26 protein-coding genes and 1 pseudogene are annotated in these 22998 nt (G+C 42.7%); 6 read left to right on the top strand and 21 right to left on the bottom strand.

What is annotated here, in order from left to right; genetic code table 11:
• Positions 1 to 19 precede the first annotated feature (19 nt).
• Positions 20 to 1180, bottom strand: a complete 1161-nt coding sequence (locus EV146_RS12680) for a UxaA family hydrolase (protein WP_132006600.1) — start codon at positions 1178 to 1180, stop codon at positions 20 to 22.
• Between the two features lie 5 nt (positions 1181 to 1185).
• A complete protein-coding gene (locus EV146_RS12675; protein ID WP_241993902.1) occupies positions 1186 to 1518 on the bottom strand; it encodes a UxaA family hydrolase in 333 nt (110 codons plus the stop codon).
• A 162-nt stretch (positions 1519 to 1680) separates the two neighbouring features.
• Between EV146_RS12675 and EV146_RS12670 the strand changes: the two genes are divergently transcribed.
• Positions 1681 to 2562 (top strand): AraC family transcriptional regulator, encoded by an 882-nt coding sequence (locus tag EV146_RS12670; protein WP_132006597.1) that lies wholly within the window; start codon positions 1681 to 1683, stop codon positions 2560 to 2562.
• 551 nt (positions 2563 to 3113) lie between these two features.
• Here EV146_RS12670 and EV146_RS12665 read toward each other — a convergent pair.
• The 4 genes from EV146_RS12665 to EV146_RS12650 all read right to left on the bottom strand — a co-directional run bounded on the left by EV146_RS12665 (position 3114) and on the right by EV146_RS12650 (position 7599).
• Positions 3114 to 3905 carry a hypothetical protein gene (locus EV146_RS12665; RefSeq protein ID WP_132006594.1) on the bottom strand — a complete coding sequence of 264 codons (792 nt, stop codon included), beginning with the start codon at positions 3903 to 3905 and terminating at the stop codon, positions 3114 to 3116.
• Between the two features lie 402 nt (positions 3906 to 4307).
• Positions 4308 to 5165 carry a chemotaxis protein gene (locus tag EV146_RS12660; RefSeq protein WP_132006591.1) on the bottom strand — a complete coding sequence of 286 codons (858 nt, stop codon included), beginning with the start codon at positions 5163 to 5165 and terminating at the stop codon, positions 4308 to 4310.
• A gap of 72 nt (positions 5166 to 5237) precedes the next feature.
• Positions 5238 to 6665 (bottom strand): dipeptidase, encoded by a 1428-nt coding sequence (locus tag EV146_RS12655; RefSeq protein ID WP_132006588.1) that lies wholly within the window; start codon positions 6663 to 6665, stop codon positions 5238 to 5240.
• Positions 6666 to 6990: 325 nt separating this feature from the next.
• Entirely contained in the window at positions 6991 to 7599 is a 609-nt protein-coding gene (locus tag EV146_RS12650) for an MEDS domain-containing protein (RefSeq protein ID WP_132006585.1), read from the bottom strand.
• Between the two features lie 111 nt (positions 7600 to 7710).
• Here EV146_RS12650 and EV146_RS12645 point away from each other — a divergent pair.
• Both EV146_RS12645 and EV146_RS12640 read left to right on the top strand, forming a co-directional pair.
• Positions 7711 to 7971, top strand: a pseudogene (locus tag EV146_RS12645) (IS1595 family transposase); the annotation flags it as partial.
• 55 nt (positions 7972 to 8026) lie between these two features.
• Positions 8027 to 8464 carry a GNAT family N-acetyltransferase gene (locus EV146_RS12640; protein WP_132006582.1) on the top strand — a complete coding sequence of 146 codons (438 nt, stop codon included), beginning with the start codon at positions 8027 to 8029 and terminating at the stop codon, positions 8462 to 8464.
• A gap of 168 nt (positions 8465 to 8632) precedes the next feature.
• Here the strand turns inward: EV146_RS12640 and EV146_RS12635 are convergent, their stop codons facing one another.
• Entirely contained in the window at positions 8633 to 9775 is a 1143-nt protein-coding gene (locus tag EV146_RS12635; protein WP_132006579.1) for a S1C family serine protease, read from the bottom strand.
• 519 nt (positions 9776 to 10294) lie between these two features.
• On the opposite strand from EV146_RS12635, the gene EV146_RS12630 reads away from it, so the two are divergent.
• Positions 10295 to 10624 (top strand): four-helix bundle copper-binding protein, encoded by a 330-nt coding sequence (locus EV146_RS12630; protein WP_121612390.1) that lies wholly within the window; start codon positions 10295 to 10297, stop codon positions 10622 to 10624.
• A 47-nt stretch (positions 10625 to 10671) separates the two neighbouring features.
• Here EV146_RS12630 and EV146_RS12625 read toward each other — a convergent pair whose 3' ends face one another.
• Entirely contained in the window at positions 10672 to 11697 is a 1026-nt protein-coding gene (locus EV146_RS12625; protein WP_132006576.1) for a TRM11 family SAM-dependent methyltransferase, read from the bottom strand.
• A 293-nt stretch (positions 11698 to 11990) separates the two neighbouring features.
• On the opposite strand from EV146_RS12625, the gene EV146_RS12620 reads away from it, so the two are divergent.
• The gene (locus tag EV146_RS12620) at positions 11991 to 13187 is read left to right on the top strand and encodes an alanyl-tRNA editing protein (RefSeq protein ID WP_132006573.1); all 1197 of its coding nucleotides are present in this window, start codon (positions 11991 to 11993) and stop codon (positions 13185 to 13187) included.
• Between the two features lie 176 nt (positions 13188 to 13363).
• Here EV146_RS12620 and EV146_RS12615 read toward each other — a convergent pair whose 3' ends face one another.
• The 8 genes from EV146_RS12615 to EV146_RS12580 all read right to left on the bottom strand — a co-directional run bounded on the left by EV146_RS12615 (position 13364) and on the right by EV146_RS12580 (position 18333).
• Positions 13364 to 13699, bottom strand: coding sequence for an IDEAL domain-containing protein (locus EV146_RS12615; RefSeq protein ID WP_132006570.1), 336 nt, complete (start codon positions 13697 to 13699; stop codon positions 13364 to 13366).
• Between the two features lie 128 nt (positions 13700 to 13827).
• Positions 13828 to 14238, bottom strand: a complete 411-nt coding sequence (locus tag EV146_RS12610) for an RrF2 family transcriptional regulator (RefSeq protein WP_121612386.1) — start codon at positions 14236 to 14238, stop codon at positions 13828 to 13830.
• A gap of 107 nt (positions 14239 to 14345) precedes the next feature.
• A complete protein-coding gene (locus tag EV146_RS12605; protein WP_132006567.1) occupies positions 14346 to 14480 on the bottom strand; it encodes a BA3454 family stress response protein in 135 nt (44 codons plus the stop codon).
• 37 nt (positions 14481 to 14517) lie between these two features.
• Positions 14518 to 14916: a transcriptional regulator SpxA gene (spxA, locus tag EV146_RS12600; RefSeq protein WP_121612384.1), complete on the bottom strand. Its 399-nt coding sequence runs from the start codon at positions 14914 to 14916 to the stop codon at positions 14518 to 14520.
• 212 nt (positions 14917 to 15128) lie between these two features.
• Positions 15129 to 15869 carry a twin-arginine translocase subunit TatC gene (gene tatC / locus EV146_RS12595; RefSeq protein WP_132006564.1) on the bottom strand — a complete coding sequence of 247 codons (741 nt, stop codon included), beginning with the start codon at positions 15867 to 15869 and terminating at the stop codon, positions 15129 to 15131.
• 71 nt (positions 15870 to 15940) lie between these two features.
• Positions 15941 to 16129: a twin-arginine translocase TatA/TatE family subunit gene (locus EV146_RS12590; RefSeq protein ID WP_132006561.1), complete on the bottom strand. Its 189-nt coding sequence runs from the start codon at positions 16127 to 16129 to the stop codon at positions 15941 to 15943.
• 18 nt (positions 16130 to 16147) lie between these two features.
• A complete protein-coding gene (locus EV146_RS12585; RefSeq protein WP_132006558.1) occupies positions 16148 to 16672 on the bottom strand; it encodes a RidA family protein in 525 nt (174 codons plus the stop codon).
• A 26-nt stretch (positions 16673 to 16698) separates the two neighbouring features.
• Complete coding sequence (locus tag EV146_RS12580) at positions 16699 to 18333, bottom strand: flavin monoamine oxidase family protein (RefSeq protein ID WP_373566061.1); 1635 nt, start codon at positions 18331 to 18333, stop codon at positions 16699 to 16701.
• A gap of 445 nt (positions 18334 to 18778) precedes the next feature.
• Here EV146_RS12580 and EV146_RS12575 point away from each other — a divergent pair, with 445 nt between their 5' ends.
• The gene (locus EV146_RS12575; RefSeq protein WP_132006555.1) at positions 18779 to 19264 is read left to right on the top strand and encodes a hypothetical protein; all 486 of its coding nucleotides are present in this window, start codon (positions 18779 to 18781) and stop codon (positions 19262 to 19264) included.
• Here EV146_RS12575 and EV146_RS12570 read toward each other — a convergent pair.
• From EV146_RS12570 to EV146_RS12550, 5 genes are all read right to left on the bottom strand, one after another.
• Positions 19257 to 19862 carry a TetR/AcrR family transcriptional regulator gene (locus EV146_RS12570; protein WP_158287090.1) on the bottom strand — a complete coding sequence of 202 codons (606 nt, stop codon included), beginning with the start codon at positions 19860 to 19862 and terminating at the stop codon, positions 19257 to 19259. The genes EV146_RS12575 and EV146_RS12570 overlap by 8 nt on opposite strands.
• 66 nt (positions 19863 to 19928) lie before the next feature.
• The gene (locus EV146_RS12565; RefSeq protein WP_132006548.1) at positions 19929 to 20435 is read right to left on the bottom strand and encodes a hypothetical protein; all 507 of its coding nucleotides are present in this window, start codon (positions 20433 to 20435) and stop codon (positions 19929 to 19931) included.
• A 77-nt stretch (positions 20436 to 20512) separates the two neighbouring features.
• Complete coding sequence (locus tag EV146_RS12560; RefSeq protein WP_132006545.1) at positions 20513 to 21019, bottom strand: hypothetical protein; 507 nt, start codon at positions 21017 to 21019, stop codon at positions 20513 to 20515.
• A gap of 352 nt (positions 21020 to 21371) precedes the next feature.
• Positions 21372 to 21539, bottom strand: a complete 168-nt coding sequence (locus EV146_RS12555) for a DUF1272 domain-containing protein (RefSeq protein WP_309136093.1) — start codon at positions 21537 to 21539, stop codon at positions 21372 to 21374.
• Positions 21540 to 22160: 621 nt separating this feature from the next.
• A complete protein-coding gene (locus tag EV146_RS12550) occupies positions 22161 to 22412 on the bottom strand; it encodes a DUF4030 domain-containing protein (RefSeq protein WP_132006542.1) in 252 nt (83 codons plus the stop codon).
• Positions 22413 to 22998: the final 586 nt, after the last annotated feature.

Genomic DNA, 22998 nt, shown 5'->3' with positions numbered 1-22998 from the left:
AGACAGCTCCTTATCTCATTTAAAGGCTGATGCCGATACGGCTGATACTGAATTCTTGATGCCCAAGTATCTCAGCTTTGGTTTCTTGACCAGAGGCAACAGTGACAATTTCATTGAAGACTCGTTCACCGGCTTGCTGGAGACTCTCTGTTCCTTTCAAAACAGGACTCGTGTCCACATCGATATTGTCAGCCATCCGCCTTGCCATTACTTCATTCCCAGAAATTTTAATAACAGGTACGATGGGATTCCCGGTCGGAGTTCCCCGGCCAGTCGTAAAGCATACAAGCTGGACTCCTCCAGCAGCCATCCCTGAAACACATTCGATGTCATTCCCAGGTGAATCCATAAAATAAAAACCTGCCCCTGGTATTTCGTTTGCATAGTCTACAACTCCCTGCAAAGGAGCTGTTCCTGCCTTACTTATGCACCCTAAGGACTTCTCCTCAATACTTGATAATCCACCCTCAATATTCCCGGGACTCGGGTTACCGCCTCGCATATCAACACCCATCCTTTCGATTTCCCGCTCAAATCGGGCGATGGAGTCATATAATTTTTTCTTCACATCATCACTCACCGCTTTTTCAGCCAGCAAATGTTCTGCTCCGATAATCTCAGTGGTTTCACCCATGACAATGCTCCCACCCTCGGCAATTATCAGGTCAGAGGTTCTTCCCAATGCTGGATTACTGCATAACCCAGAGGTTGCATCAGACCCTCCGCATTTCACCCCGACAATTAGCTCCGATAGAGGGACGCTCTCATATGGTATATTTTCAATTTGCTGTAATAGCTCCTTGGCCAGTTCAGTTCCTTTTTTGATGGTATTGACTGAGCCTCCTTCATCCTGAATATCAATCCAGATAACGGGTTTACCTGTCTCGGCAATTTCATCGCGAATTTGTTCGGCATTCATGACCTCACACCCTAAACTAACGACTAACACTGCACCAACATTTGGGTTTTTACCCATGCCGACCAGCACTTTATGAGTCCGTTCTTTATCCTCACCCACTTGACTGCATCCATGCTGATGAGGAATTGCAACAGAACCGGGCACCTGCTGCTGAATTCGATTAACTACCTGATTGGCACACACAACCGTTGGCAAAAGCAGCAAATGATTTCGTATACCTACTTTGCCATTTGGTCGACGATATCCTTTGAATGTTTTCATTTTCTTCACCCTTTTAAAAGATTATTAGCGTCCCCTCTGCCACGAAGACCTATAAGATTATGAACGTGAACATGTTCTCCAGCTTCGATCAAAGTTGTTGCAACCCCGATCGACTCTCCGTATTTTAGGATTGTTTCTCCTGCTTCAATCTTTCGGAGGGCAAGCTTATGCCCAAAACCAACATCTTCTTTCGATGTTAAAGTGCAAGTTTCATCTTCAATGTCAAACGTGATCGCTTCATCTTTTTTAACTGATTGGAGCAGCGTGATAACGCTATCATTTCGGTTCATGACAATACCCGAAACTCCTTCACCAAATGATCTTTCCTTTAACTCCATAATGATGATCTTCCTTTCCGTTCTATCAATATGAAACAGGTTAGCCTGTAGCTATTTTTTATTTTATCACCCGCCTTTTGGTATAAAAATGACTCAAAATGACATCTTTGTAACTTATTTTGATATGATAAAAATAAGTCTGAACAGAAAGGGGAACAAGAAATGGCGCCGATCCGCAAACAACTTGAACCCAAGAGGGCATTTCCTTTTCAAATCATCTATAAACAGAAAAAAGGCCTTCAGCACGAGCTTCCAGAACATACTCATGAATGGCTGGAAGTTATCATTATACATAAAGGCTCCGGTACGTTTTTCATCGATCAGACGTTTTATGATTTATATGAAGGGGATATCATCCTGATTCCAAGTAATATTATTCACCGTACGATTCCAGACAAAGATAAACTTCTTACCTCTACCGCAATTTTCTTCAGCTCGGCTTTATTAAATCATACTGGTTTTGGAAACAGCTTTTTATATTGGAGGATATTTGAGGAGGCTAAGAGACGAAAGAATTACAAGTACTCCTTCCATTCAGACCACTATAAGCAATTAACGCAGTATTTGACCATTCTCAAAAAAGAAGCCGAGATGGCAAATCCAGATCAGGAGAATGCGTTGCTAGTTTGGTTGCATGTCATTTTATTGCACCTGAATAGACACTGCCTGCCAATTGCTTCTGTTCCAACTGAACAATCGACTTTTGGGCCTGCGTGGATCAGAGAGGCGTTAATCTATATTGACCAGCATTTAGAAATTGATTTGGATTTACAATATCTATCAAAACGCGTTGCTGTTTCCCCGGCGCATTTTAGCCGTGTTTTTAAAAACCTGGTAGGTGTAAATGTAACAGAGTATATCACAGTAAAACGAGTCCTTTTGGCAAAAGAATTGTTATTGAATTTTGATGAAAAAATTTCCACTATCGCATTTCAGTGCGGATTTAAGGCCATGCCACATTTCTATCGGACGTTTAAAAAACATACATCAATGACTCCCTCGGAGTACCGAAAAAAAAATAGCTTAAAAGATACAAACTACTAACTTAGTTATCTATGTAAATTCATTCACTAGTATCGCTTCATCTTGCAATAGGGGGATTTCTATTGATGTTTGATTAGAATGCGAAGGACGGGATCTTGTTGTGATTGTTATTAATCTCCCCTCCCATTCCTTTTGGAATTCCTCCGCAAAAATCCTGCCTTTCTTTTATATGCATATACTTATTTTTCAATATCTATAACATCGACATTATTCTAGCAGGTATCAAAGGGGAAAACCCTAGATACAGCCCTAATGTTAAAATGCTGAAAAACACCATCCTAAGAAATGGATGGTGTTTATAATTGGTGCTCAGTTATTGTACACATAAAGATGGTGTTCATCATTGCAGTCAGGTACCCCATAACAAAGCTTGCGAAAGGACCAATTTCGACAGGAAGGATTCTGCTTGGTTAACCTATTGCGATAGAGACTTTCACAAAATATTTCCATAGACAGCTTTGGATGACGGCGGTATCTATGCCCATAGAGTCGTTGCACTGGAGTTTTTCCCGATAAAAATTGGAAGTTAACCTGGCGAGCTCTGGAGATTTTCAAAAGTGAAAGTGTTCTACACCTAATTGTTCAACTTCTTTCTCAGCTTCATCGATCAAAGATTGAGCCTTTTCCTTTGTTTCTTCATCCAAGCCCTCAAGCAGGTCCGAGCGCTTCCCTTTCTCAGGGAGCTCTACTCCCAGTTCGGCCAATTGAGTTTTGGCTTCCTCGGCGGTTATGGTTCCTTCCTTATTTTGGTCCAGGATGGCCAGGGCTTTCTTCTTGGTCGCATCATCCAGGCCGGACAGGAAATTGGATCGATGTCCCTTTTCCGGCAACTCTACTCCCAGCTCGGCCAATTGAGTTTTGGCTACCTCGGAGGTAATACTTCCTTCCTTCTTTTGGTCCAGGATGGCCTGGGCTTTTTCCTTCGTGGCATCATCCAGGCCGGACAGGAAACCCGCTCGTTTCCCCTTTTCCGGCAGCTCTATTCCCAGCTCGGCCAATTGGGTTTTGGCTTCCTCGGAGGAAATACTTCCTTGCTTCTTTTGGTCCAGGATCGCCTGAGCTTTTTCCTTCGTGGCATCATCTAAATTGGCAAACTTGTCAGACTTATCCTTTTTCTCTGGAACATCGATCCCAAGCTTAGTGAGATTTGTTTTAAGTTCCTCCATGATGGACTCGACTTTCGCCTTTGTTTCATCATCCAAACTGACTTTTCCATTCAGCGCATTCGCTGAATTACCGGAAGAACTTTCACTTGCTGCAAAAGCATTTACGCTCGCTCCGCCAATAATACCTGCCGTTAAAGCACCTGTCATAACATACCCAAATAATTTCCTCTTTTTCATTTTAAACTTCCTCCTTCAAATTGGCTGTTCGCTTATGTTCATTCATGGTAGGCTGTACCTCTATAACTGTAGCCAAAAGTCATGAACAAATTATGAACAGATGAAGAAGAAAAAGGGAATTTATACTTTTCTGTCCAGAAGGACTTTTAAGTTCCTGACGACACTTGCACTATAGGCATCCATAACGACCTTATTCTTCTGCCCTCTTGAATTACGGGCGTTATGAACCTGTTTATAAAGACGGTTTTACTCCGCTATCACTGCCACCACTCGTCTATCAGGACCTTTATAAATACCGCGCCTAACCCACAGTATTATGAACCACAAAATCAACCATCTCAATCCAACTAAAAAAAGCGCCCTGACTGGAACGCTCTTCTCTGTTTCCGCTTACAATTCACTTTATAACCTGACATTGTTCACATGTGACCAAAGGCGCACAATTCCATCAGCGATGGGCTTCAAGACATCCCGGTCCGTGAAATAGGCTGCATGCGACAAGGGGTTCCAGCTGTCCAGCACTCCACCGGCATTGATTTCACGGTCTTCCGTAACCGCTCTCCGGTATTCCGGGCTGACTTCTTTTAAAGGGTATCCCAGCAAGTCATCGCGGTCATAAAAATTGATCCACTCGCCTTTTAATCCAGGGTAGCGCTCTTCCATTTTGGATGATGGAATGTTGATCGGCCTGTCAAATTGATCGTATCGAAGGCTCCAGAAAGGCAATGTGGAACCCATTGTATAAAACAAGGACAGTGAATCCCCTTTTTCCAGTGGAGTCAAGTTTTCCAGGGGAAAGTTGACATTCTCGGGCTTTATCTGCAGATCGTAAAAATAATTGCTGGCAATCACGGCTCCCAGGCTGTGGGCAATTACGCAAAGCGGAGCTTCATGACCCGCTTGCTCCGATAATAATCTCAAGGATTCAGCGACTCTCCGGTGAACCTGGTGGTAATTATGCTTGGCCGTCTCGACCGGCTGGTAGGCAATGGCGTCTGCCAGGTAATGAATGATAAATCGCCTCAGCTCCTTAAAGCGAAGATTTTTATCCTCCACAAGCACTTTATAAAGATCGGCCTCTCCTTGTTCAAATACATCGGCCCAGTAGATTGGCACAATGGATACCATTTCGTTTGCGCTTTTCCCGGTTGATCTGCCTTTTTCCTCGATAACCTCGTTGAGCAGGTCCTTCATCTCATGTGCAAAGTTTTCCCTTTGATTCCCCATTCCATGGACAATGGCCACAGCGATTTTATTCATGGTATCATCTCCCTTAAAAAACCCCCAAAGCAGTCTAACAGGATCTTGTCCGGCTACTTCAGGGGTATAGCTTTATTGATTAATATAAAAGATTCTGGTTTCTTTCTCTACTTTTCCAGCTTTGGTGGCACCTTCAAAGGTAACGACATGGAACTTTTCTTTCAGCTGTTCTTTTACCTGGAAGGAGACACTGGAAGTCTTGGCATCAAACACCGGTTTATGTTCAATTCCATCAACGAACACCTTGAGGCTGCCTTCATCAAGCGGGGCGCCCTTTCCGCTGTCAATTTTTGCGGTCAGCAGCGGCGTGTTGCCCGGAACCGTTTCGCCCATTTTTAGCGAAGGTGTGATAGTCAGGCTGGTCCCTTTAGCTTCGGCAGGATGGCTGGCTGCTTTTTGAACCTCTTTCAGCAGACGCAGAGTATTTTTCCCAAGCAGCTTTTCGATATCCTGGCTTGAATAGCCGCGGCGGACCAATTCCTGTGTTACTTTGTACAGCTCCGAGGAATCCTGGATATCGGCCGGCAGCGGGCCTCCGTCAAAGTCTGATCCAAGTGCGACATGGTCAATTCCAATCGTTTTGACAACATGGTCGATATGGTCGACATAGTCTTTGATATAATTCAGCTTGTCTGGATAGCCGTAGGTCAAAAAGTCGGGATAAAACACGATTCCCACGACCCCGCCGTTCCTGGCCAGCGCTTTTAGCTGGTCATCAGTAAGGTTTCGTTGGTGGTTCCTTAGGGAGTAGGCTCCGGAATGAGTAGCCATGATTGGTGCTTTGGATACCTTGATCACATCCCAGAATGTATTTTCAGAAAGATGGGAAACATCGATGATCATCCCAAGCTTGTTCATTTCTCGGGCAACTTTCTCACCAAGTTCGGTGAGTCCACCTTGGGAAGCGGTCCGGTCAGCATCCCCGTAGACCCTGTTGGCCCCTTCGCCCAAGGAATTCGAATAATTCCAGGTAAACCCGAGAGCCCTGATGCCAAGGTCATAGTATTGGTGAAGGAGGCCGATGGCATTATGCTCTTCGAGTGAATAGGCTCCTTCAACAGTCGGGACGGCCGCTATTTTCCCGGCTTTCACTGTTTTTTCTATCTCTTTATAGGAGGTTGTAATGTTGAAAACATCCGAATTTCTATCTTCTGTCCAATAAAGAGCGTTGATCAACGCCAACGTCCTGCTGATGCTTCGAGGATTATTGCCATAATAGCCAGAGGTATAGGCCGCGAAAAACGGAACATTCAGCCCGCCAGATTGAAGCTTGGGAATGTCAATGTGAAAAGGTGTATTTTCTCTGATATCGGTACTTGGAAGCCAGGTGTCCGGATCGACCACCTTCATCATCGTGTCATTATGGCTGTCCACTACGGTCGAATTAAAATGAAGCTTAAGGGCATCCAACTCTTTTGCGGATGCAGTTTTCCCTAGCGGAGCTGCAGTCAATGACAGAGTTAAAAGAGAGACCGCGGCATAAGATAGAATCTTCTTCATACAAGACCTCCTTGTCCATATATTCGTTTACTCAGTCACAACCATTTTCCTGTTAAAAATAGTTTTAGAATATGCACAGGCCTATGTATTTCAAGCTTTGTAAAGATCTTTACACTACAAATTTTAAGTTCCAATAAATAGGAAGTCAATTTTGGCGGAATATTCTGTAAAAATCAGTAAATAAGTCCTCTGCATGAATGGGCATTTTTATCACCAGACGGCCAAAAGGTTTGCACCCATTTACCTACAAAACTGACGCCATTTCTTTTTCAGCCTAAACAACAAAGAAATAAGCCAGGCCAAATAGGGCCTGACTTAAAATCTTTTACTGAATACGTGGGTGATCTAATGGGAGGATGCCATCATCCTTCATATGGCATTGATGCGATTTCAGTAATGAATCCCTTAGAGGCTCCGTTATCCTGTCCCCATCGTAGGCACAAACGGAAACCAGGTTCATCGATTGGACAGAATGATTAGCTTCCACTTCAAATTCACTTATCTTCTGTGTGATCTCCTGCTCATTTCCCCATTCCACATGTGCCCAGGTACGAATGGAGAATTCTTTTTCATCATAAGGGTGCAGCATCCTGGAAAAGTTAGCAATGATGGAGGATGTATGGAAATCCCCATAGGACCAGTAAAAATCAAAGTTATTTACATGAACCAGTTGATTAAGCTGACTCTCAGTTAATTGGGCCTTCACCTTCTGAACAATGGCAGGATAGATCCGTTCGTTTTCAATTAAAAACACATAGTCTCCCTGCCTTATACCCGAAAGGATATAGGAAGCAGCATTTTCGATATACCTTTCCAAATGATTAAAACAGTAGAAAATATGCCCCCCAGTTGCCTGCAAAAGATCCCTGGTGGGCTGACTAAAGGTTATATCCAAATTTCGACCCCCGCGTGTTTGTCTTTGATTTCTATTCATCAGTAATTCAACACTAGCAAATGAAAACCTTTTTTTCTATGAAAAGACTTATTTTATTAAAGGCTCTGTTAATGTACATTGTTGATATTTGAAAGCCAACCAATTTCTTGCTCCGATGATGGAAAGTACGTTATAAAGGACTTATATCACATTCAAAATGTCAACAGGTTTCATCTTGGATGAAGAAGTGGATTGACCGTTTTAAAGTGTGGCTACAAAATATCTTGATAATTGCCTTGCTTAGTTCTTATTTGTAAATAGTCGCAGTAACGAAAATACAATCAACATATAAAAGAGCTTCTGCTTACTACATTTGTATTTAAAATGACAGAGACTTATGAAAGTATCCGTCTATCTATGTTCAGTGCTTAAAAAGGTCATTAACAGGCAATTGGCTTATAGATATTGGGAGAGGAGAACTCAATTTATGGAAATTAGAAAACCAAACGATTCGGAATATAAAAAGGTTTTATCACTTACACCACAAGCATTATTCGATGGCACATTAGGCGAGGCAAAATTGTCAGATGAAAAAGTCAAACAACTTATTGAACCATTATTGCAGAAAGGATGCTATTATTTGATAGCAACTGAAGGCAATAATCTAATGGGTTGGATTCTTATAGGAACAAGTAAAGACCTATTTAATGAAAAGATATATGGATTTATTTATGAATTGTTTGTGTTAGAGGAATTTAGGGGAAATGGAATTTCGAAACACTTGATGGAGACTGGTATCAAACATCTTAAACAAGATGGATATTCAGAGGTTCGTTTAAGTGTATATGCAGGAAATCAAGCGATTAAACTGTATGAAAAATTAGGATTCAAAAATAGAACCATTTCAATGAGTATGAACATTTAAAAAACATCTTTATTGAATATCTAATAGACTGATTTATTGAGAATTGGGGAACCAAAAGACGGTTCCCTACCATTTTATCGAAAAAATCAACATTAAATATTAACCTAGACTTTTTAAACAAAGTCAGCCTAAACAGCCAGCTTTTCTAACTTTAAACATGGAATCCATTTAATAGTTTTCATCCGTTAACTTTACAGCTGCTGTTTGTTCCTTTCCATCCCGGTAAAACGTTACATCCATTGTATCTCCTACCTTTTTATTTGTAAAAAGATAGCTTCTCAGCGTGCCGACATCCTTGACAGTTTTACCATCAAGCTCGGTGATCACATCATAGCTCTGCAGTCCTGCCTGTGCCGCAGGTGAAGTCGGCTCCACTTCCCGGATGACCACTCCATTTTCAACTTTCTCCGGAAGTTTGAGTGTACTCTGATGGTACTGGGATGGAATATCTGTCAGGGAAACCGAGATAATGCCCAGATAAGGCCTTTGAACCTCTCCATTCTTCTCCAGGCTCTCCATAATCGGCATTGCGACATCGACCGGGATGGCAAAGCCAATTCCTTCAACTGAATCCTGGGCGATTTTTGAAGAATTAATCCCAATGAGTTCCCCTCTGATATTAATCAGTGCCCCGCCGCTGTTCCCGGGATTGATGGATGCATCTGTCTGCAGAACCTCGGACTGGAGATCCTCGCTTCCATCCTGATCAATATCGATTGGCATAATTCTGTCAGACGAGCTGATCACTCCTGCTGTAACCGTGCCATTTAAGAATCCAAGCGGATTTCCGATGGCAATCGCTCTCTGCCCCTCCTTAAGATTTTCTGAATCACCAATACTGATGACTTTATCAATCTCTGAACTGTCAACCTTTAAAACAGCAAGATCGATGATCGGATCGGATCCCAGCAGTTCAGCCTTTAGATTCTGTTCATTGGTTAAAGTGACTTCAATCTGGTTGGCGCCTTCCACGACATGATGATTCGTGACAATAAAGGCCTCTCCATCTTCTTTTTTATAAATAACACCAGAACCTGACCCGGCAGGCTGCGGTTCCGCTCCTTCCCACATGTCTCCTCCTTGATAATTGACGACACTGACCACTGCATCCTTGCTCACTTCGACAGCTTTTGCAATGCTGAAGTTATTTGGAACTTCATCCGCTTTCACATTTTCTTCAATCAAATCCGAACTTTTAATAGCATTTCCTTTTTCTGCAGATTCATTGAAACCAGCCGGTGACAGAAAAAGCATAAGGACGATTCCTAAAACAAGTCCGGCCAATCCACTCGCGATTAAATTTTTCTTCAAGCAGTTCTCCTCCTATGCAAATTAAACCTACAGGTGTTATACCCGTCAAATGGCCGTTCAACCCGCTTATTGGATTTGGGCTAGTTTTATCAATAGACGGACTTAACTTATGAAGAAGAAGAAGAGCCTCCAGCATTTCGCTTACCAGCGATATTCCAAGCCAACCTTCACTATTCGCTTCTTTGTTCAAGTGGATATTCTATTAGAGTGTTCTAATAGATAAAAACAATGGATGCAGCAAAAATTCTTATCGGACAAGTTCCGACCCGCAAGACAGGAATATTGTCCTGGTACGCACACCTATTCTTTTAAAGTTTCCGGCCTCCTGCTGATGGCGGCTCCGTTGACGAAAGAAATGCATAAAACGTCAAAAGTGGAATACATCCGGCCACCGGAAGGACCGGCATCCCGGAAACCCTCTAATTAGGATTGCGACACTTCCCCTTTATCCATGTTTAGATGCATTATCCAAAGGTTAACTAACTAATGACAACAAAAAAACGTAGGAGGTTAAACAATATGTCACACGAACAATATCAATCAGCTATAGAAGCACTTCATGAATGCATGGTCAGCTGCAATCATTGCTATGATGCTTGCCTGCAGGAAGACAATGTTGGAATGATGGCAGAGTGCATTCGACTGGACAGGGAATGTGCAGATATTTGTGCTTATCTTGAACAGGCGATTGTAAGGGGAACGCCGTTTATTTCTGAACTGGCACAAGTATGTGCTACTATTTGTGAAGCATGCGGAAACGAGTGCCAGAGCCACGAACATGAACACTGTAAAAAGTGTGCGGATGCTTGCTTTAAATGCGCGGATGCCTGCAAAAATTTAGCTGCCTGACAGTTTTATAAAAACAGGGATGATTGCCTTAAGCATCATCCCTGTTTCTACTTACACACTAGAATTTCCCGTTTAAATTTCCCTTTGAAAACCTCGCCTCTGTCAACAACCGTAAATCCCGCTGCTATAATGATTTCATCCATTGGCTCAACCGTTATAATCACTGCCTTTTTGGCAAAGCCCCGGGCACTCTGGAGCATCTCACGCTTTTCTTCTGCCGAAATAACCGAACATAGATTGTAAGGCATATCGATAATGGCAACGTCATATCTTCCGTTAATCTCGCGAATATCCCTTAACAGCACTTCCCCTTCATGCCCAAAGTGAGCGATATTTTCACGCGCCCCTTTCATGACAAGCGGGTTATTGTCACTGCCAATGATATGGATTCCCATCGACAATGCTTCTACTAAAACGGTCCCGATTCCGCAGCACGGATCAATCACCTTCTGTTCGCCAAGGTGAGGAACCGCGATGTTTACCGCCGCCCTTGCCACGCGTGTGCTTAATGCTGTGGAATACTGATGGGGCTTCTGCTGATGCAGGAACCAAATGCTCCTGCTCTCCACACAGGGCCCAAAAAACCATTTTCCGTTCACCTGGATGATGCCCAACAAAATTTCAGGATCGTGAAGGTCAGGCTGTCCTGGAACCAGCTGCCCGATTTTGCGTTCAATGCCTCTCCTTTCCTTAAAATCAACCCTGTCACTCTTGGGGTCCCCATTATGATTGATGACCAACACTTTAAAAGTACCATCCATTTCCGGCAGTTCTCTTATTTTATTGATCAACGCCTCCAGGGTATCACCCGTGCACAGAACCTCGATTCTTTCTTTTATAAAAGGACTTCGGCTCGGTTCTATTTTTAATGGAGCTTCAATTGCATTTAATTCCGTATCAATCCCAAACATACACCGTCGCTCCAGCCTGCACAGGGAGAGTTCTTCCTCCGCGCAAGAATATGTATAAATGTAAGTGGTCGATTCTAATTGATGTACTGCCAAGTAACCAGCTCCTTTTCCATTTTCATCATATCCTATAGATGATGAAGACTCTACCAATTTAGGACTCATTAACGGCCAATTAATCTTTCTGGGAGCCACTTCTTTTATTTCACGCCCAGCTTTACAGGCTGCTTGACCCGTGAGGCTCTCCAACAGTATGTACTAAGCGAGCTTGGAGAGTAAAACTGTTGCTTGAATAACCGTGACCTATCCCGCATTTCCCCTCTCCTGACCTGGGAGAACATTTAAAGGCAGATCGGCCTGAACTTTAATCTTTGAAATCAGACGGCCAATCTGGAGGACCAGCACTGTAATTATGCTATAGTAAGATTACAAGCCAGTATAAAGAGGTGTGCTCAGTTATGACAACAGAAAAACTATATTACCAGGGACAATACATACGGGATTTTAAAACTAGTATCCTGAAACAGGGTAAGGACGAGAAAGGTACATATGCTGTTTTGGAACAGACGGCTTTTTATCCGACAGGCGGGGGCCAGCCCCATGATACGGGAACGCTCAATGGAGTACGAGTTATGAATGTCGAGGAGACTGACGGCGAAATCCGGCATTATCTTGAGAGCCCTCTTCAGGAACAAGAGGAGTATCGAGGAGAAATTGACTGGGATCGCCGCTTTGATCATATGCAGCAGCACGCCGGGCAGCATATTTTATCTGCGGCTTTTGAAGAGGCCTTTGGGTATAAAACGGTCAGCTTTCATTTAGGAAACAAAATTTGTACGATTGATCTCGAGGTTCCAAGGCTTACAGACGAAGAAACCATTCAAGCCGAAAAGCTTGCGAATACCATCATCCTTGAAAATCGGCCAATTGAGGCAAAATGGGTATCAGAGAGCGAGCTCTCCAATTACAATCTCAGGAAGAAGCTGTCGGTAACCGATCATATCCGCCTGGTCATCATTCCTGATTTTGATTACAACGGCTGCGGAGGGACCCACCCTTCTTCAACCGGCCAGGTGAGCTCGATCAAAATATTGGATTGGGAAAAGCAGAAGAAGATTATCCGTGTCCAGTTTGTTTGCGGAAGCAGGGTCATCAAACAGCTGCATGAAAAGCAGAAAGTCCTTCAGGGCCTGACGGCTATTTTAAATGCACCGCAGGACAAAATGGAAGAAGCTGCTAGCCGGGTGCTGCAGCAGGCAAGAGTGCTGGAAAAAACTGTGGAGGAATTGAAGGGCAGACTGATTGAGCATGAAGCAGGCAGCCTCCTTAACCAGGCAGAAACGATTGATGGCCGCCGGACCATCCAGGCCCACTTTGAAGACAGGCCAATAACAGAACTGCAGCAAATGGCAAGGACCATTGCAGCGACAGCCAGTGATACCCTTGTCTTGTTTATCAATGAAACACCCGAAAAACTGCAAATTATCTGTGCTAAAGGCACTGGCCTCGCTTTCAATATGAACCAGCTATTGAAGAAGGTTCTGCCGGCCATCAACGGAAAAGGTGGAGGAAATGACTCATTCGCTCAGGGCGGAGGAGACAAACTCATGTCTCCGCAGCAAGTCATGGAAGAGCTTCTTAATTCTCTGGAATAGGATAATGAAGGCGGCATTTTGAAATCAAAATGCCCCTTCCCTCTTTGATAACAAATCCTGCCGCCAAGCCTTTGATCTTCCACGAATAAATCATTCTAGCCTTTTGTCTACCATTATTAACTCCTCAATTAGAGCTTAAAAAAGCACAAAAAAAAGGACCCTTTAAAGTCCTTGATTTAGTAAATGGCTTCTTTCATAAGTTTTTTCATTGACTTTAACTGGGACGAGAGCTCGAGGAACCATTCCTCATCACCGGTTGACAATGCCAGGTCGATTAAGAATGAAATTTGCTCTTTGTTGGGAATCCTCGAATCTGGCAATTTTTTTACGCGCTTGGCTAACAGTTGTACCGTCCTGCCAATGCTTTCTTCATTATCGCTTGTAACCACATGGACACTGACCACCCCGTCAGTTTTGTTGATTGACTCGGTATACCCAATGATTAATTCGCCATCGCGGGACCTTCCCTTTACCCAGTCACCTTTTTTTAATAAGGAATCATTGTTTGCCATGATACATTTCACCTTCTTTAGTTATATAGATTCCATTCACGGATTTGCTTCCCTCTAAACTTCCTTTAACTGTAAAAATATTTATTACATTTATGCTGCAAAGAAGTTCTGCCTCCTCAAACATGTTGCTATTTTCGTTTGACAAGATCAACAACTTCTTTAATGGTATAATCCCTCAAGTATTCACCCAGGTGTTCTTCAGCACCCAAAAAAATGCCAAATAAGACTTTTTGCATGTTGGCTCCAACAATGCAATGTTCGTTCGAGTCAGGGCATTTGGGCTGCAGTGCGCCTTCTGAGGTGATTTTATAAATATCCCAGAGGCTTATTTCACTAAGATCCAAGGCAAAGATAAAACCCCCGCCGGTCCCCTCCTTGGACTTAATAAAACCATGCTTCTTTAACAAACTGAGCACTTTGCGAATACGCACTGGGTGGACACCGGCACTCTCTGAGATAACCTCGCTGGTAGCCATCCGGTCCGGCTGGAGTGCGAGCAGCGTCAAGCTGTGTATGGCTAGAGTAAAATCACTGTTCATTGCCGGCCTCCCAATTTTAGTACGTGGATATTAATATGACTTTGTACTGTAATATTAAACGTTACAGATATGATTGTCAAATGGCCAGGTTTTTATCTGCCTGGCAATCAAGCACCCCATTGCTTTAATACCTGTTCTTCCGCCAGGCGCTGGATGTGCTCCCTGTTCATTTCTTTGGAAACAATTACATTCGTTATATAATTTTTATTTTTGTAGTTTACAGTCACAAATACTTCTTTCATGCTTGTATTTCTCCCTTCAGATTCAACCAAACGACTCTTAGCCATTGACCACTTTCTGAGATTCCATTCTCATGAAACTGCGAAGCTTACGGGGAAGGAAACTGCGAATTTCTTCTTCGTTGTATCCGACCTGCAGCCTTTTTTCATCCTGGATTATTGGCCTGCGCAGCATTTGAGGATTATTGCTGATTAAACGATATAGTTCCTGAAGCGGAAGCGAATCAATGTTTATATTCAGCTCCCGGAAGGTTTTAGATTTCGTTGAAATAATTTCTTCCGTCCCGTCTTCAGTCAGGCGAAGAATGGATTTAATTTCTTCTACCGTAAGGGGGTCCGCCAGTATGTTTCTTTCAATATAATCAATTTGATGCTCCTCAAGCCAGGCCTTTGCTTTCCGGCAAGAAGTACAGCTTGGTGTTGTATATAGATTTACCATGTTTACCACTCTCCTAAACATTTTTTAATTCTAGAGAACAGAAAAACCTTGGATTTAGGTAGTTTGAATTCGAGATAGTTAGTTGTACAGCAGGAGCTGCGATTTCTAAACCTGTATTTTTATGTTCAGGAATGATTCCTTACTGTAATTTTATTTGATACAGTTCATTTTGGCAACTGTAAAAACCTGGTTTCATGAACTTTTTTTTAAGATCACCCCTCCGCCCGCATACCTTCTCCACCCATAAACTTCAGCTTCTTTCGATATACGATTTTTGACAGCATCATCCCAAGTTCGTAAAGAAGAATCAGAGGAGCAAGCACAAGAATGGCTGAGACTAAATCCGGAGGCGTCACCAGGGTAGAAACAACGGTGAGGACAAAATAGGAAACCTTACGGGTCTTTGCCAGCAGCTCCGGATTGATGATTCCGATCCGTGTCAGGAACATGACAAGTATGGGAAGTTCAAATAAAAACGCAATCGGTAGTGTAAGATTGAGCAAGAACCGGAAATACTTTTCCGCCGTAAACATTGTGTTCAGCTCGTCGCCCGCAAGAGAAGTAAGAAAAGCCAGGACATTGGGGAACAAAACATAATAACCAAACCCGATGCCTGTAAAAAAGAACAATATGATGGCAGGCAGATATAAAAAGAAAGCTTTCTTTTCATCCTTGCTGAGGGCCGGAGAGATGAATCTCCATACATGAAACAACGCAATTGGAAACACAGCGGTGATGGCAAAGAAGCCGGCTAGGACAAAATATACCCACAGAATCTCTGTTGGCCCGAGCACCGTCAATTTTATTGTGGAAGCATCCACGATCCAGTTATAGATCTGGTCAACATATGAAAAGGCAGCCCCAAACAGGACGATAAACGATCCAAGAACAATGATCAGGCGTTTCCTGAATTCAGAGGCATGTTCCATGATATTCATATTTTTTTCTTCCATTGTATCCTCTCCCCCATTAAGGATAAGGAGATGGGGACGGTGTCGTCCGCATCTCCTTGCTTTTCCATCCATTAATTTTTAACTTCTTTTGCCTTTTGTTCCTCTGAATCCCCTGAAACCAGGTCTCTCGTAGAATTTTTAAATTCGGTTAGCGTCCGGCCAAAAGCACGGCCGATTTCCGGCAGCTTGGACGGTCCAAAGATGACCAAAGCAATCACAAGGATTAATATTAACCCCGGAACTCCGATATTTTGCAGCAAAGAAATCCTCCCCTTTTCTTATTTATAGGCGACAAAAGCTTCAATTTCAATCAGCCAGTCCGGATTGACCAGACTTTCCACCCCGACAGTAGAGCGGGCTGTTTTTACAGGGTTTTCTTTAGTATTGAAGAACTTGCCATAGGCATTAAAGAATCCTGTATAGTCCGGCTTCCCTCCCTTTGCAGGATCGGACGCCACATACACTCGAAGGTAAACGACATCCTTCAGGGAAAGCCCTTTTGCTTCAAGCTGAGCTTCCAGGTTTTTAAAAATGCCTTCCGCCTGTTTCTCGGTATCGCCGTATTTTTCATATATGGTTTTTCCATTGCTGTTCAGTGTAGGAGGTACGGTGCCGCTGATCCAAAGCTGGTTGTATTGCTTGGGAATCGACACAGAGCTAGAGATTGATGAGGAAGGTGTCCCAAAGAACGCCACCTTGTCTGTTTTCAAGTCGGCTTTTTCCGAGCCCGCAAACGCATATGCTCCCGCCAGTAAGCTTGTCCCAAACACAACAGATGCGACAACCGATTTTGTTTTCTTCATTGAACCATCTCCTTAAACTTATTTAATTATCCTACTGTTACAGGTTTCCTGGTTTCTTTTAATGTCCGTTCATGAATCCTGCTTACAGCTATTCTCGCCGATTCAAATGCTCCAGCCATCCAGCCGGTCAGGTAGCTCAAATGTTCTCCCGCAAGATAAATTCTTCCCTGCGGCTCGTTCAGTGTGGGGTAATAGTTTTTACGGTCGGAGGAGGAATACGAAGCCCAGCCCCCTTCGTTATATTTAATTTTGTGCCAGGCAACAGAGAAGGAATGTTCAAGCTCGCTGGTATATTGTTTATGTATTTTCGTTCCTTGTGCCAATGCTCTTCTTTCCCGCTCCTTAAGCGGTAAATTTCCGTAATCAACCGCACTCTGGCCGAAGTTATAGTAGCCAATTACGACTCCTTTTGGTGACAGGTAGCCGTACGATGGGTACCAGATTTGGTTGATGTCCATATTGGTGGTTGTCATGCCGCCCATGATTCTGTCTTCGGTTTCCCAGAAGCGGGTTTTGAATTGGAAGCCAATCTTTCCTGTTGTCGCATAACCAATGCTTTTGATGGCATTTTTCATTTCAGGACTAAAATCAGCAGGGATTTTGCTCAGGACAGGCAGCGGAATGGTACAAATACAGTAATCCCCTGTTACTTGCTTCACAGGTCCATTCCCTTTTTTATAGACAATCCGTACGCCATCAGCACTCTGGCGGATTTCCCGAATTTCGGCACCAAACGTAATCTTCCCTGGAAGCCTCTCAGCCAGTGCCTTTGGAATCTGGTCCATGCCGCCCACAGGCTGGAACACCATCATTTGCTGATCAAATGAGTATTCGGAACTAAATTGGTTCATCATTCCGGATTCCAGGATATCCTTGAACGCATGAGGAGTCCCAACCGTTCCAGGCTTCAGGCCGGCACCAGGCAGATCATCCTCCAGGTAGCCGCGGTACCCTGTCCCTGTATATTTTTTGCTGGCATTCAATGCCCCGTCACTGGATAAAAAGGCCTTTAATCTCTCGATGTCCTGCGATGTCAACTCCTGGTCCAATGCCGACTGGTTCGCTACTTTGGTCAGCAATTCTGCGACATAGCCGCGGGTATCCGCTTTGATTTCGCGCTTCCGGATCTTTTTATTCGATAATGGGCCTGCATTTTCGTGGAAATAGTAGCCCGCCTCATTGATATTAGTAAACACCTCCAGCTCTACGCCCAGCTCCCGGCAATAATCGATGGTGACATGGTGCTGCGGGATTCGCGCAGGGCCGGCATTCATGTATTGCCCTTTGTCGAACCTCGCCACCTGCTTCACGCCGCCGAGTTCCGTTTCTGTGGTCCCGCCCCTGACGGTCCAGTTCCTTCCGCCAACACGGTCCCTGGCCTCAAAAATCTGGCAGTCATATCCTGCCTTGCTGAGTTCATAGGCTGAGGCTAGTCCAGCAATGCCGCCCCCTAAAATAATGACCTTCTTCCCAGTTTTATTGACCATAGCCAATTCGCTTTTCTTTGGAGCCTTAAACTCCGCGGCACTGGCAAACATGGAATTCCCCAGCAAGCCCAGCGAATCCATTGCCCCGTAAACGGCAACAGCACCGCCAACCTTCCCTACCTGATTTAAAAAGGCCCTCCTGCTAATGTTCTTTTCTTGATTGTTCGCCAACACCCATCGACTCCCTTCGTTTGTTTCCTACAAAACAAAGGTTATAATAGATTTTTAGATTTAAATACAAAGTTGGCATGAAATCTGACATAACATTTTGAAAGATTTGATTATTTAGTTATTTTTACCCATTAAAGACTTTCATTACTAGTCCTAAAGATGCAGACACCTTCCTATTTGCATACTAGAAACCTGCAGCTTGATTTATGTTTGAACGCGAATGTATGAAAATTGTTATATGGAAATATTCTCCTATCAGGTAATTGTAAATTCCCTGATAATCCCGTAAACTACTACCTTAAGTAAAAAGATATAGCAGACTATCTGTACATAGAAGCAAGCTGATGTTGAAGGAATGGAACTCGTTAGGAAAATGGGAATGATGGTTATGGGGCGGCAAGAAAGACCTATAGTGAAGATTTAAATATCATAAGGGAGGATATGAGGAATGCAGCCAAAAAGCAATACTTCGATTTTTACTCAGTCTCTGCAGCTGGCTCTTTGCGGCAATAAATTGTTAGCAGAATATTTTACACGGAAGCATAACGTCAATATCAAAGAGGAATGGATATCCACGGCCAAAATGGTAGATACATTATGTCATATGGAGGAAAAAGTCGGGGCTGCTACCGTCCACAAGGTTGGGGCACATATTGCGAGTATTGCACAAGGGCCGCATCAGCTTGGCCGGAATTCATTCCAGAAGTTCCTGGTGGAAGATTTAAACGAAGTCTATCGGCATAACCATCAGCTCATGCACGAAGGTTTTAAAATCAGTACAGATGGAACCAATTTTTATCTGAACCTGATGGATAATCCTTATCCACTGAGTTTCAATAAGGGATTAATCAGCGGATTTTCATTCAGGCACAACACACTTAACAATATTTATCAAGTGGATAAAGAGATTCTTAAAATCGAAAAAGTTATTTAGTAATAAAGAGTCCATTGGAAACAACTAGAAGGATATCTTCTAAACTCCTGGAAATGCTTTTTTTATCGTGCTGGATTTCTTCGCTCATGCAGAGATACCTGACTTCATAGAACAATAAAGCCGCCATATATCGTGCCGAATCCTTGGATGGTCTATACTGCTGGTACTCTTCCCTGCTCTCGCCAATCTGAAGAATATTTAATAAAACAATGGAGATTTCGTTAATGAAGACATCTTCGAGAGCCGCCTTGCTATTCACGGACGGACTTAACAGGATTTTGAGGAACTTAAATTTGCCGACACAGAAAAGGCTAATTTGATGAAAGATAGACTCCAAAATGATCAGACTATCCTGTTCTCGCAGGTCTCGGACCTTAAAAAGCAGCTCCTCTGTCAGCTCCTGGATGATCGTATGGTAAAATTCGATGATGATTGCTTCCTTTGAGACAAAATGATGGTAAAAAGCTCCCTTGGTAAGCCCCAGACTCGCAACGATCTGTTCAATTGAAACATTTTCATACCCTTTTTCAATGAAAAGTGAAAGCGAGGCTTCAAATATCTTCTTTTTCGTCAGTTCCTTTTGTGCTCTTCTTTTCAACCAGCTCATCCTTTACTTCTGTCATCCATTAAAAAAAGTATAACATAAAAGGTAGAACCCGTTCATTCATAAGGAATTGGAACGAAGACCCGCTTGCTCCTTTAAGTACCTGATATAAAGGTCACCGTGACATTTTGAAATGACCGTATCTTCCTCTATAAGCCCATACTTTGAAAGCTCTGTTTCAATTTTGCATAATAATAGAGTTGAGAAAAAAAGGGTCCGGTTTGGTTCGACTCTTTCCACAATTTGCAGCATCCATGAATCCAGAAAAACGGTAATCCCCACTTTTTTCAAATATTCAGGCAGTTTTTTGCTGAAATTTTTGCCAATCCGCCTTACTTTCTGACATTTATACTCTTTCCCCCACGTTTTTTTTAGCTTTTCCGAGATGGTCTGTATCTCCTGTGGTGAAAAACAAAGATGATCCAGGGAGGCTGCTATGGGAATACTCTGCTTCTTTAGCATTTCTAAAAATAAATCACGAAAATATTGAGAGCGGTTCGCAGCAAGTGTATCGATTAAGTCCAATTGCCAGATGGCCAGTTTGATTTTTATTCTTGATTTCTTCATGTAACCTCCAATGAACTCTATGAATATAAAACAATGACCCCGATCCAACGGGGCCATCTCTCTAAAAAGTTGTAAAATTAATTTACTTCTTTGCTCAAGTCCGGTTTCAAAAGCTCAACACTTTCAAACACGGTCCCAAGCTTTTCCTGCCCAGTTAAAAAGGTCTGGTCTGCTTCCTCGAAAGAAGGCTCTCCTTTTTTCAGCTCTTCCGCTTTTAATTCATAAGAGGTGCTGAAATCCTTAAGAGCCGCTTCGATATCTTCCTTTTGTTCTTTAAGATCGGCCGGAATTTCAACCTTTTTAAGCCCTTCGGCTACTGTGCTTGCAGACTGTGCTGCTGCTGTTTTCAGTTCGTCAGTCTTTTCCTCTGTATTAACATATGTATTTAAATCAACATCCTGCTCATTGATTTGGTTTGTAAGATCCATGTAAAACCTTACCAAAGCTTTCTTCGGATTCGTTTGTTCCGCAGTGGATGCCGCGGTATCCTGTTCCTTTTCAGAAGATTGATCTCCGCCGCTAGCACATGCTCCTAAAGCAAGTGATAATGCCAAAGCCGAAGAAACTGCCCATACTTTTTTCATTTTATGTCCTCCCTTATAACAATCCATGTTATCTAAAGTTTCTAGTTCTGTCCGTAATGCTCTTTTTCGACATATTTTAAATTTGCATACTATAGTATGCAAATTTTACCTTCTTTATTATAGTAACTTGATGAGACATTATCAACCTATATTTTTACTTTTCTAGTGTAATTTTCTGACTAGTATGTAACATGTGCAATGGGAGACGATAAGAAAATATCTATCTGCAGGCGAAGGTTTATTCCTGGCCACCTGCCGACGGGCAAAGACGTTCTGCTTAACGAAAGCTTAATCCACCCAGCCTTAAAAGGCCTAAAACTTACAATAAACAGTGTTAAACTTTTAAACCGCTTTACGGCTTCTTCGGACGCGGCCGCCGTACCAGTTCCCCGCCGCAGTTGGGGCAAACATGGTTCATTTCCTCTGTGCATGAAGCATAGAACATACATTCATATACACATATAAAAGCTGGAAACTGTTCCTCCAGCGAAGAGCTGGAGCGTTCACATTCCTTTCTCATCTCCAATTCCATCATGGATCGTTTCTGATTATTTTATTCCCCTTGATTCTTAGTGAATGACTCCTTATCCATCCAAGCTTTATGCATTCTATCCATTTAATGCAGTCATCAAAAGGACTGAGATTTTTGCTAACCCTGGCATAATTACTATTCTCTTTAGAAAAAGAAATCCAGCAGATTAAAATTTGTTCGGTTCTACCCTTTTTACATACTATAGTATGTGAAAAGGGTGAAGAAATCTTGCTAAATTATAAAGCGGGCGAAAGTTAAGTGCTTTCCCGCATGGTTGCTGATCAATTGAGCATTATAAAAAAGCTTGCTTTTCCCCTAAAATGGGACAGATTATCTTTAATATGGTCTCTAAGGATTTCGGAGTAATCGTACTTTTGGGTTGTAATAAAGGATAATCTTCCCGTTTTGCTACAAAAACAAAAATAATGCTAACGCCATATTGATACCCAACAGAATAAAAATAGCCAAATTAAGGCCGCTCATAGACCTTACCTTCAAGATCATCACTCCCAAAAGATTCTACATACAATAGACATGCTTACACAGGAAATAGTTTCATAAAATTTTAAAGTTAAAGAAAAAACTGAGTCCCCTTTGAAACAAGGAGACTCACAAAAGTCCGTTCAGCCTTTTACTTTTCTTGTCTTTGCTGAAAATGACGATGCTGTATGAGTCACCTTGGACAGCTTTTGCCAATTCCCCGGTTTTACGATACTTGTCCACCAGGGCTTGCAGCTCATCCGCAAATTGTTCTGCCCCAAAGTCCGAACTTTTAACAGAGGTATTTAAGGTGATTTCTGGGGGTTCCGGATAAACGATGTAGCTCACTCCCGTCACTCTTAATTCCTTTTTCCCCATCATTGATCATAAAGAGGAGGATCAACCCCGCGCCCGCCCCTCTAGCTGGCAGACTCACCTAAGTGACCTATTCCCCTCTAAAATAGATCCAACAGTCTCGTAAAACCTTTCTACGCGCCCCTCCCTCAAATCCTGAATCCAAACAGTCACGTAGAGTTCCTCTAAGTGACCTTTTCCCTCTAAAAATTCAATCCAACATGCTCTCAGTACATCCCTACGTGCCCTTCCCTTAATACTGATTTCAAAAAGGCACATAATGTTTTTTTCACCTTCTGGACACAGGTTTTTCATTAAAAGCAAAGAATCGATGCATAAACATAAATAATCGATTCATAAATGAGAATCATCGATCCATAACCGGAGGGAATCAATCGATAAACGGCAAAATGACCGTTTCCATCCGTATCCACAACTAAAGTTAAAGTGTCAGCTAAGTACTTTTTACAAATCTGGTACCATTTTTAGAGGAACCCGACTTAAATTGCAATTCTTCTTTTAAAAAGATACTGCCCTAACGTTGTTTTCACCTTCTTGACACTGGTTTTTCATTAAAAGCAAAGAATCGATGCATAAACTTAAATAATCGATT

Source organism: Mesobacillus foraminis (assembly GCF_004340465.1).
GTDB classification, from domain to species: Bacteria; Bacillota; Bacilli; order Bacillales; family Cytobacillaceae; genus Mesobacillus_B; species Mesobacillus_B foraminis.
Note: the sequence above shows the minus strand (reverse complement) of the source record. Positions and strands in the feature narration are given on the sequence as shown.

Excerpts from the sequence above, each read along its gene's own strand:
- EV146_RS12670 (WP_132006597.1), top strand. The coding sequence starts at position 1,681 with ATGGCGCCGATCCGCAAACAACTTGAACCCAAGAGGGCATTTCCTTTT.
- EV146_RS12630 (WP_121612390.1), top strand. The coding sequence starts at position 10,295 with ATGTCACACGAACAATATCAATCAGCTATAGAAGCACTTCATGAATGC.
- EV146_RS12640 (WP_132006582.1), top strand. The coding sequence starts at position 8,027 with ATGGAAATTAGAAAACCAAACGATTCGGAATATAAAAAGGTTTTATCA.
- EV146_RS12625 (WP_132006576.1), bottom strand. The coding sequence starts at position 11,697 with ATGAGTCCTAAATTGGTAGAGTCTTCATCATCTATAGGATATGATGAA.
- EV146_RS12675 (WP_241993902.1), bottom strand. The coding sequence starts at position 1,518 with ATGGAGTTAAAGGAAAGATCATTTGGTGAAGGAGTTTCGGGTATTGTC.
- tatC (WP_132006564.1), bottom strand. The coding sequence starts at position 15,869 with ATGGAAGAAAAAAATATGAATATCATGGAACATGCCTCTGAATTCAGG.
- EV146_RS12650 (WP_132006585.1), bottom strand. The coding sequence starts at position 7,599 with ATGAATAGAAATCAAAGACAAACACGCGGGGGTCGAAATTTGGATATA.
- EV146_RS12680 (WP_132006600.1), bottom strand. The coding sequence starts at position 1,180 with ATGAAAACATTCAAAGGATATCGTCGACCAAATGGCAAAGTAGGTATA.
- EV146_RS12615 (WP_132006570.1), bottom strand. The coding sequence starts at position 13,699 with ATGGCAAACAATGATTCCTTATTAAAAAAAGGTGACTGGGTAAAGGGA.
- EV146_RS12550 (WP_132006542.1), bottom strand. The coding sequence starts at position 22,412 with ATGATGGGGAAAAAGGAATTAAGAGTGACGGGAGTGAGCTACATCGTT.
- EV146_RS12660 (WP_132006591.1), bottom strand. The coding sequence starts at position 5,165 with ATGAATAAAATCGCTGTGGCCATTGTCCATGGAATGGGGAATCAAAGG.
- EV146_RS12610 (WP_121612386.1), bottom strand. The coding sequence starts at position 14,238 with ATGAACAGTGATTTTACTCTAGCCATACACAGCTTGACGCTGCTCGCA.
- EV146_RS12560 (WP_132006545.1), bottom strand. The coding sequence starts at position 21,019 with ATGAAAAAAGTATGGGCAGTTTCTTCGGCTTTGGCATTATCACTTGCT.
- EV146_RS12620 (WP_132006573.1), top strand. The coding sequence starts at position 11,991 with ATGACAACAGAAAAACTATATTACCAGGGACAATACATACGGGATTTT.
- EV146_RS12575 (WP_132006555.1), top strand. The coding sequence starts at position 18,779 with ATGCAGCCAAAAAGCAATACTTCGATTTTTACTCAGTCTCTGCAGCTG.
- EV146_RS12565 (WP_132006548.1), bottom strand. The coding sequence starts at position 20,435 with ATGAAGAAATCAAGAATAAAAATCAAACTGGCCATCTGGCAATTGGAC.
- EV146_RS12555 (WP_309136093.1), bottom strand. The coding sequence starts at position 21,539 with ATGAGAAAGGAATGTGAACGCTCCAGCTCTTCGCTGGAGGAACAGTTT.
- EV146_RS12605 (WP_132006567.1), bottom strand. The coding sequence starts at position 14,480 with ATGAAAGAAGTATTTGTGACTGTAAACTACAAAAATAAAAATTATATA.
- EV146_RS12665 (WP_132006594.1), bottom strand. The coding sequence starts at position 3,905 with ATGAAAAAGAGGAAATTATTTGGGTATGTTATGACAGGTGCTTTAACG.
- EV146_RS12655 (WP_132006588.1), bottom strand. The coding sequence starts at position 6,665 with ATGAAGAAGATTCTATCTTATGCCGCGGTCTCTCTTTTAACTCTGTCA.
- spxA (WP_121612384.1), bottom strand. The coding sequence starts at position 14,916 with ATGGTAAATCTATATACAACACCAAGCTGTACTTCTTGCCGGAAAGCA.
- EV146_RS12585 (WP_132006558.1), bottom strand. The coding sequence starts at position 16,672 with ATGAAGAAAACAAAATCGGTTGTCGCATCTGTTGTGTTTGGGACAAGC.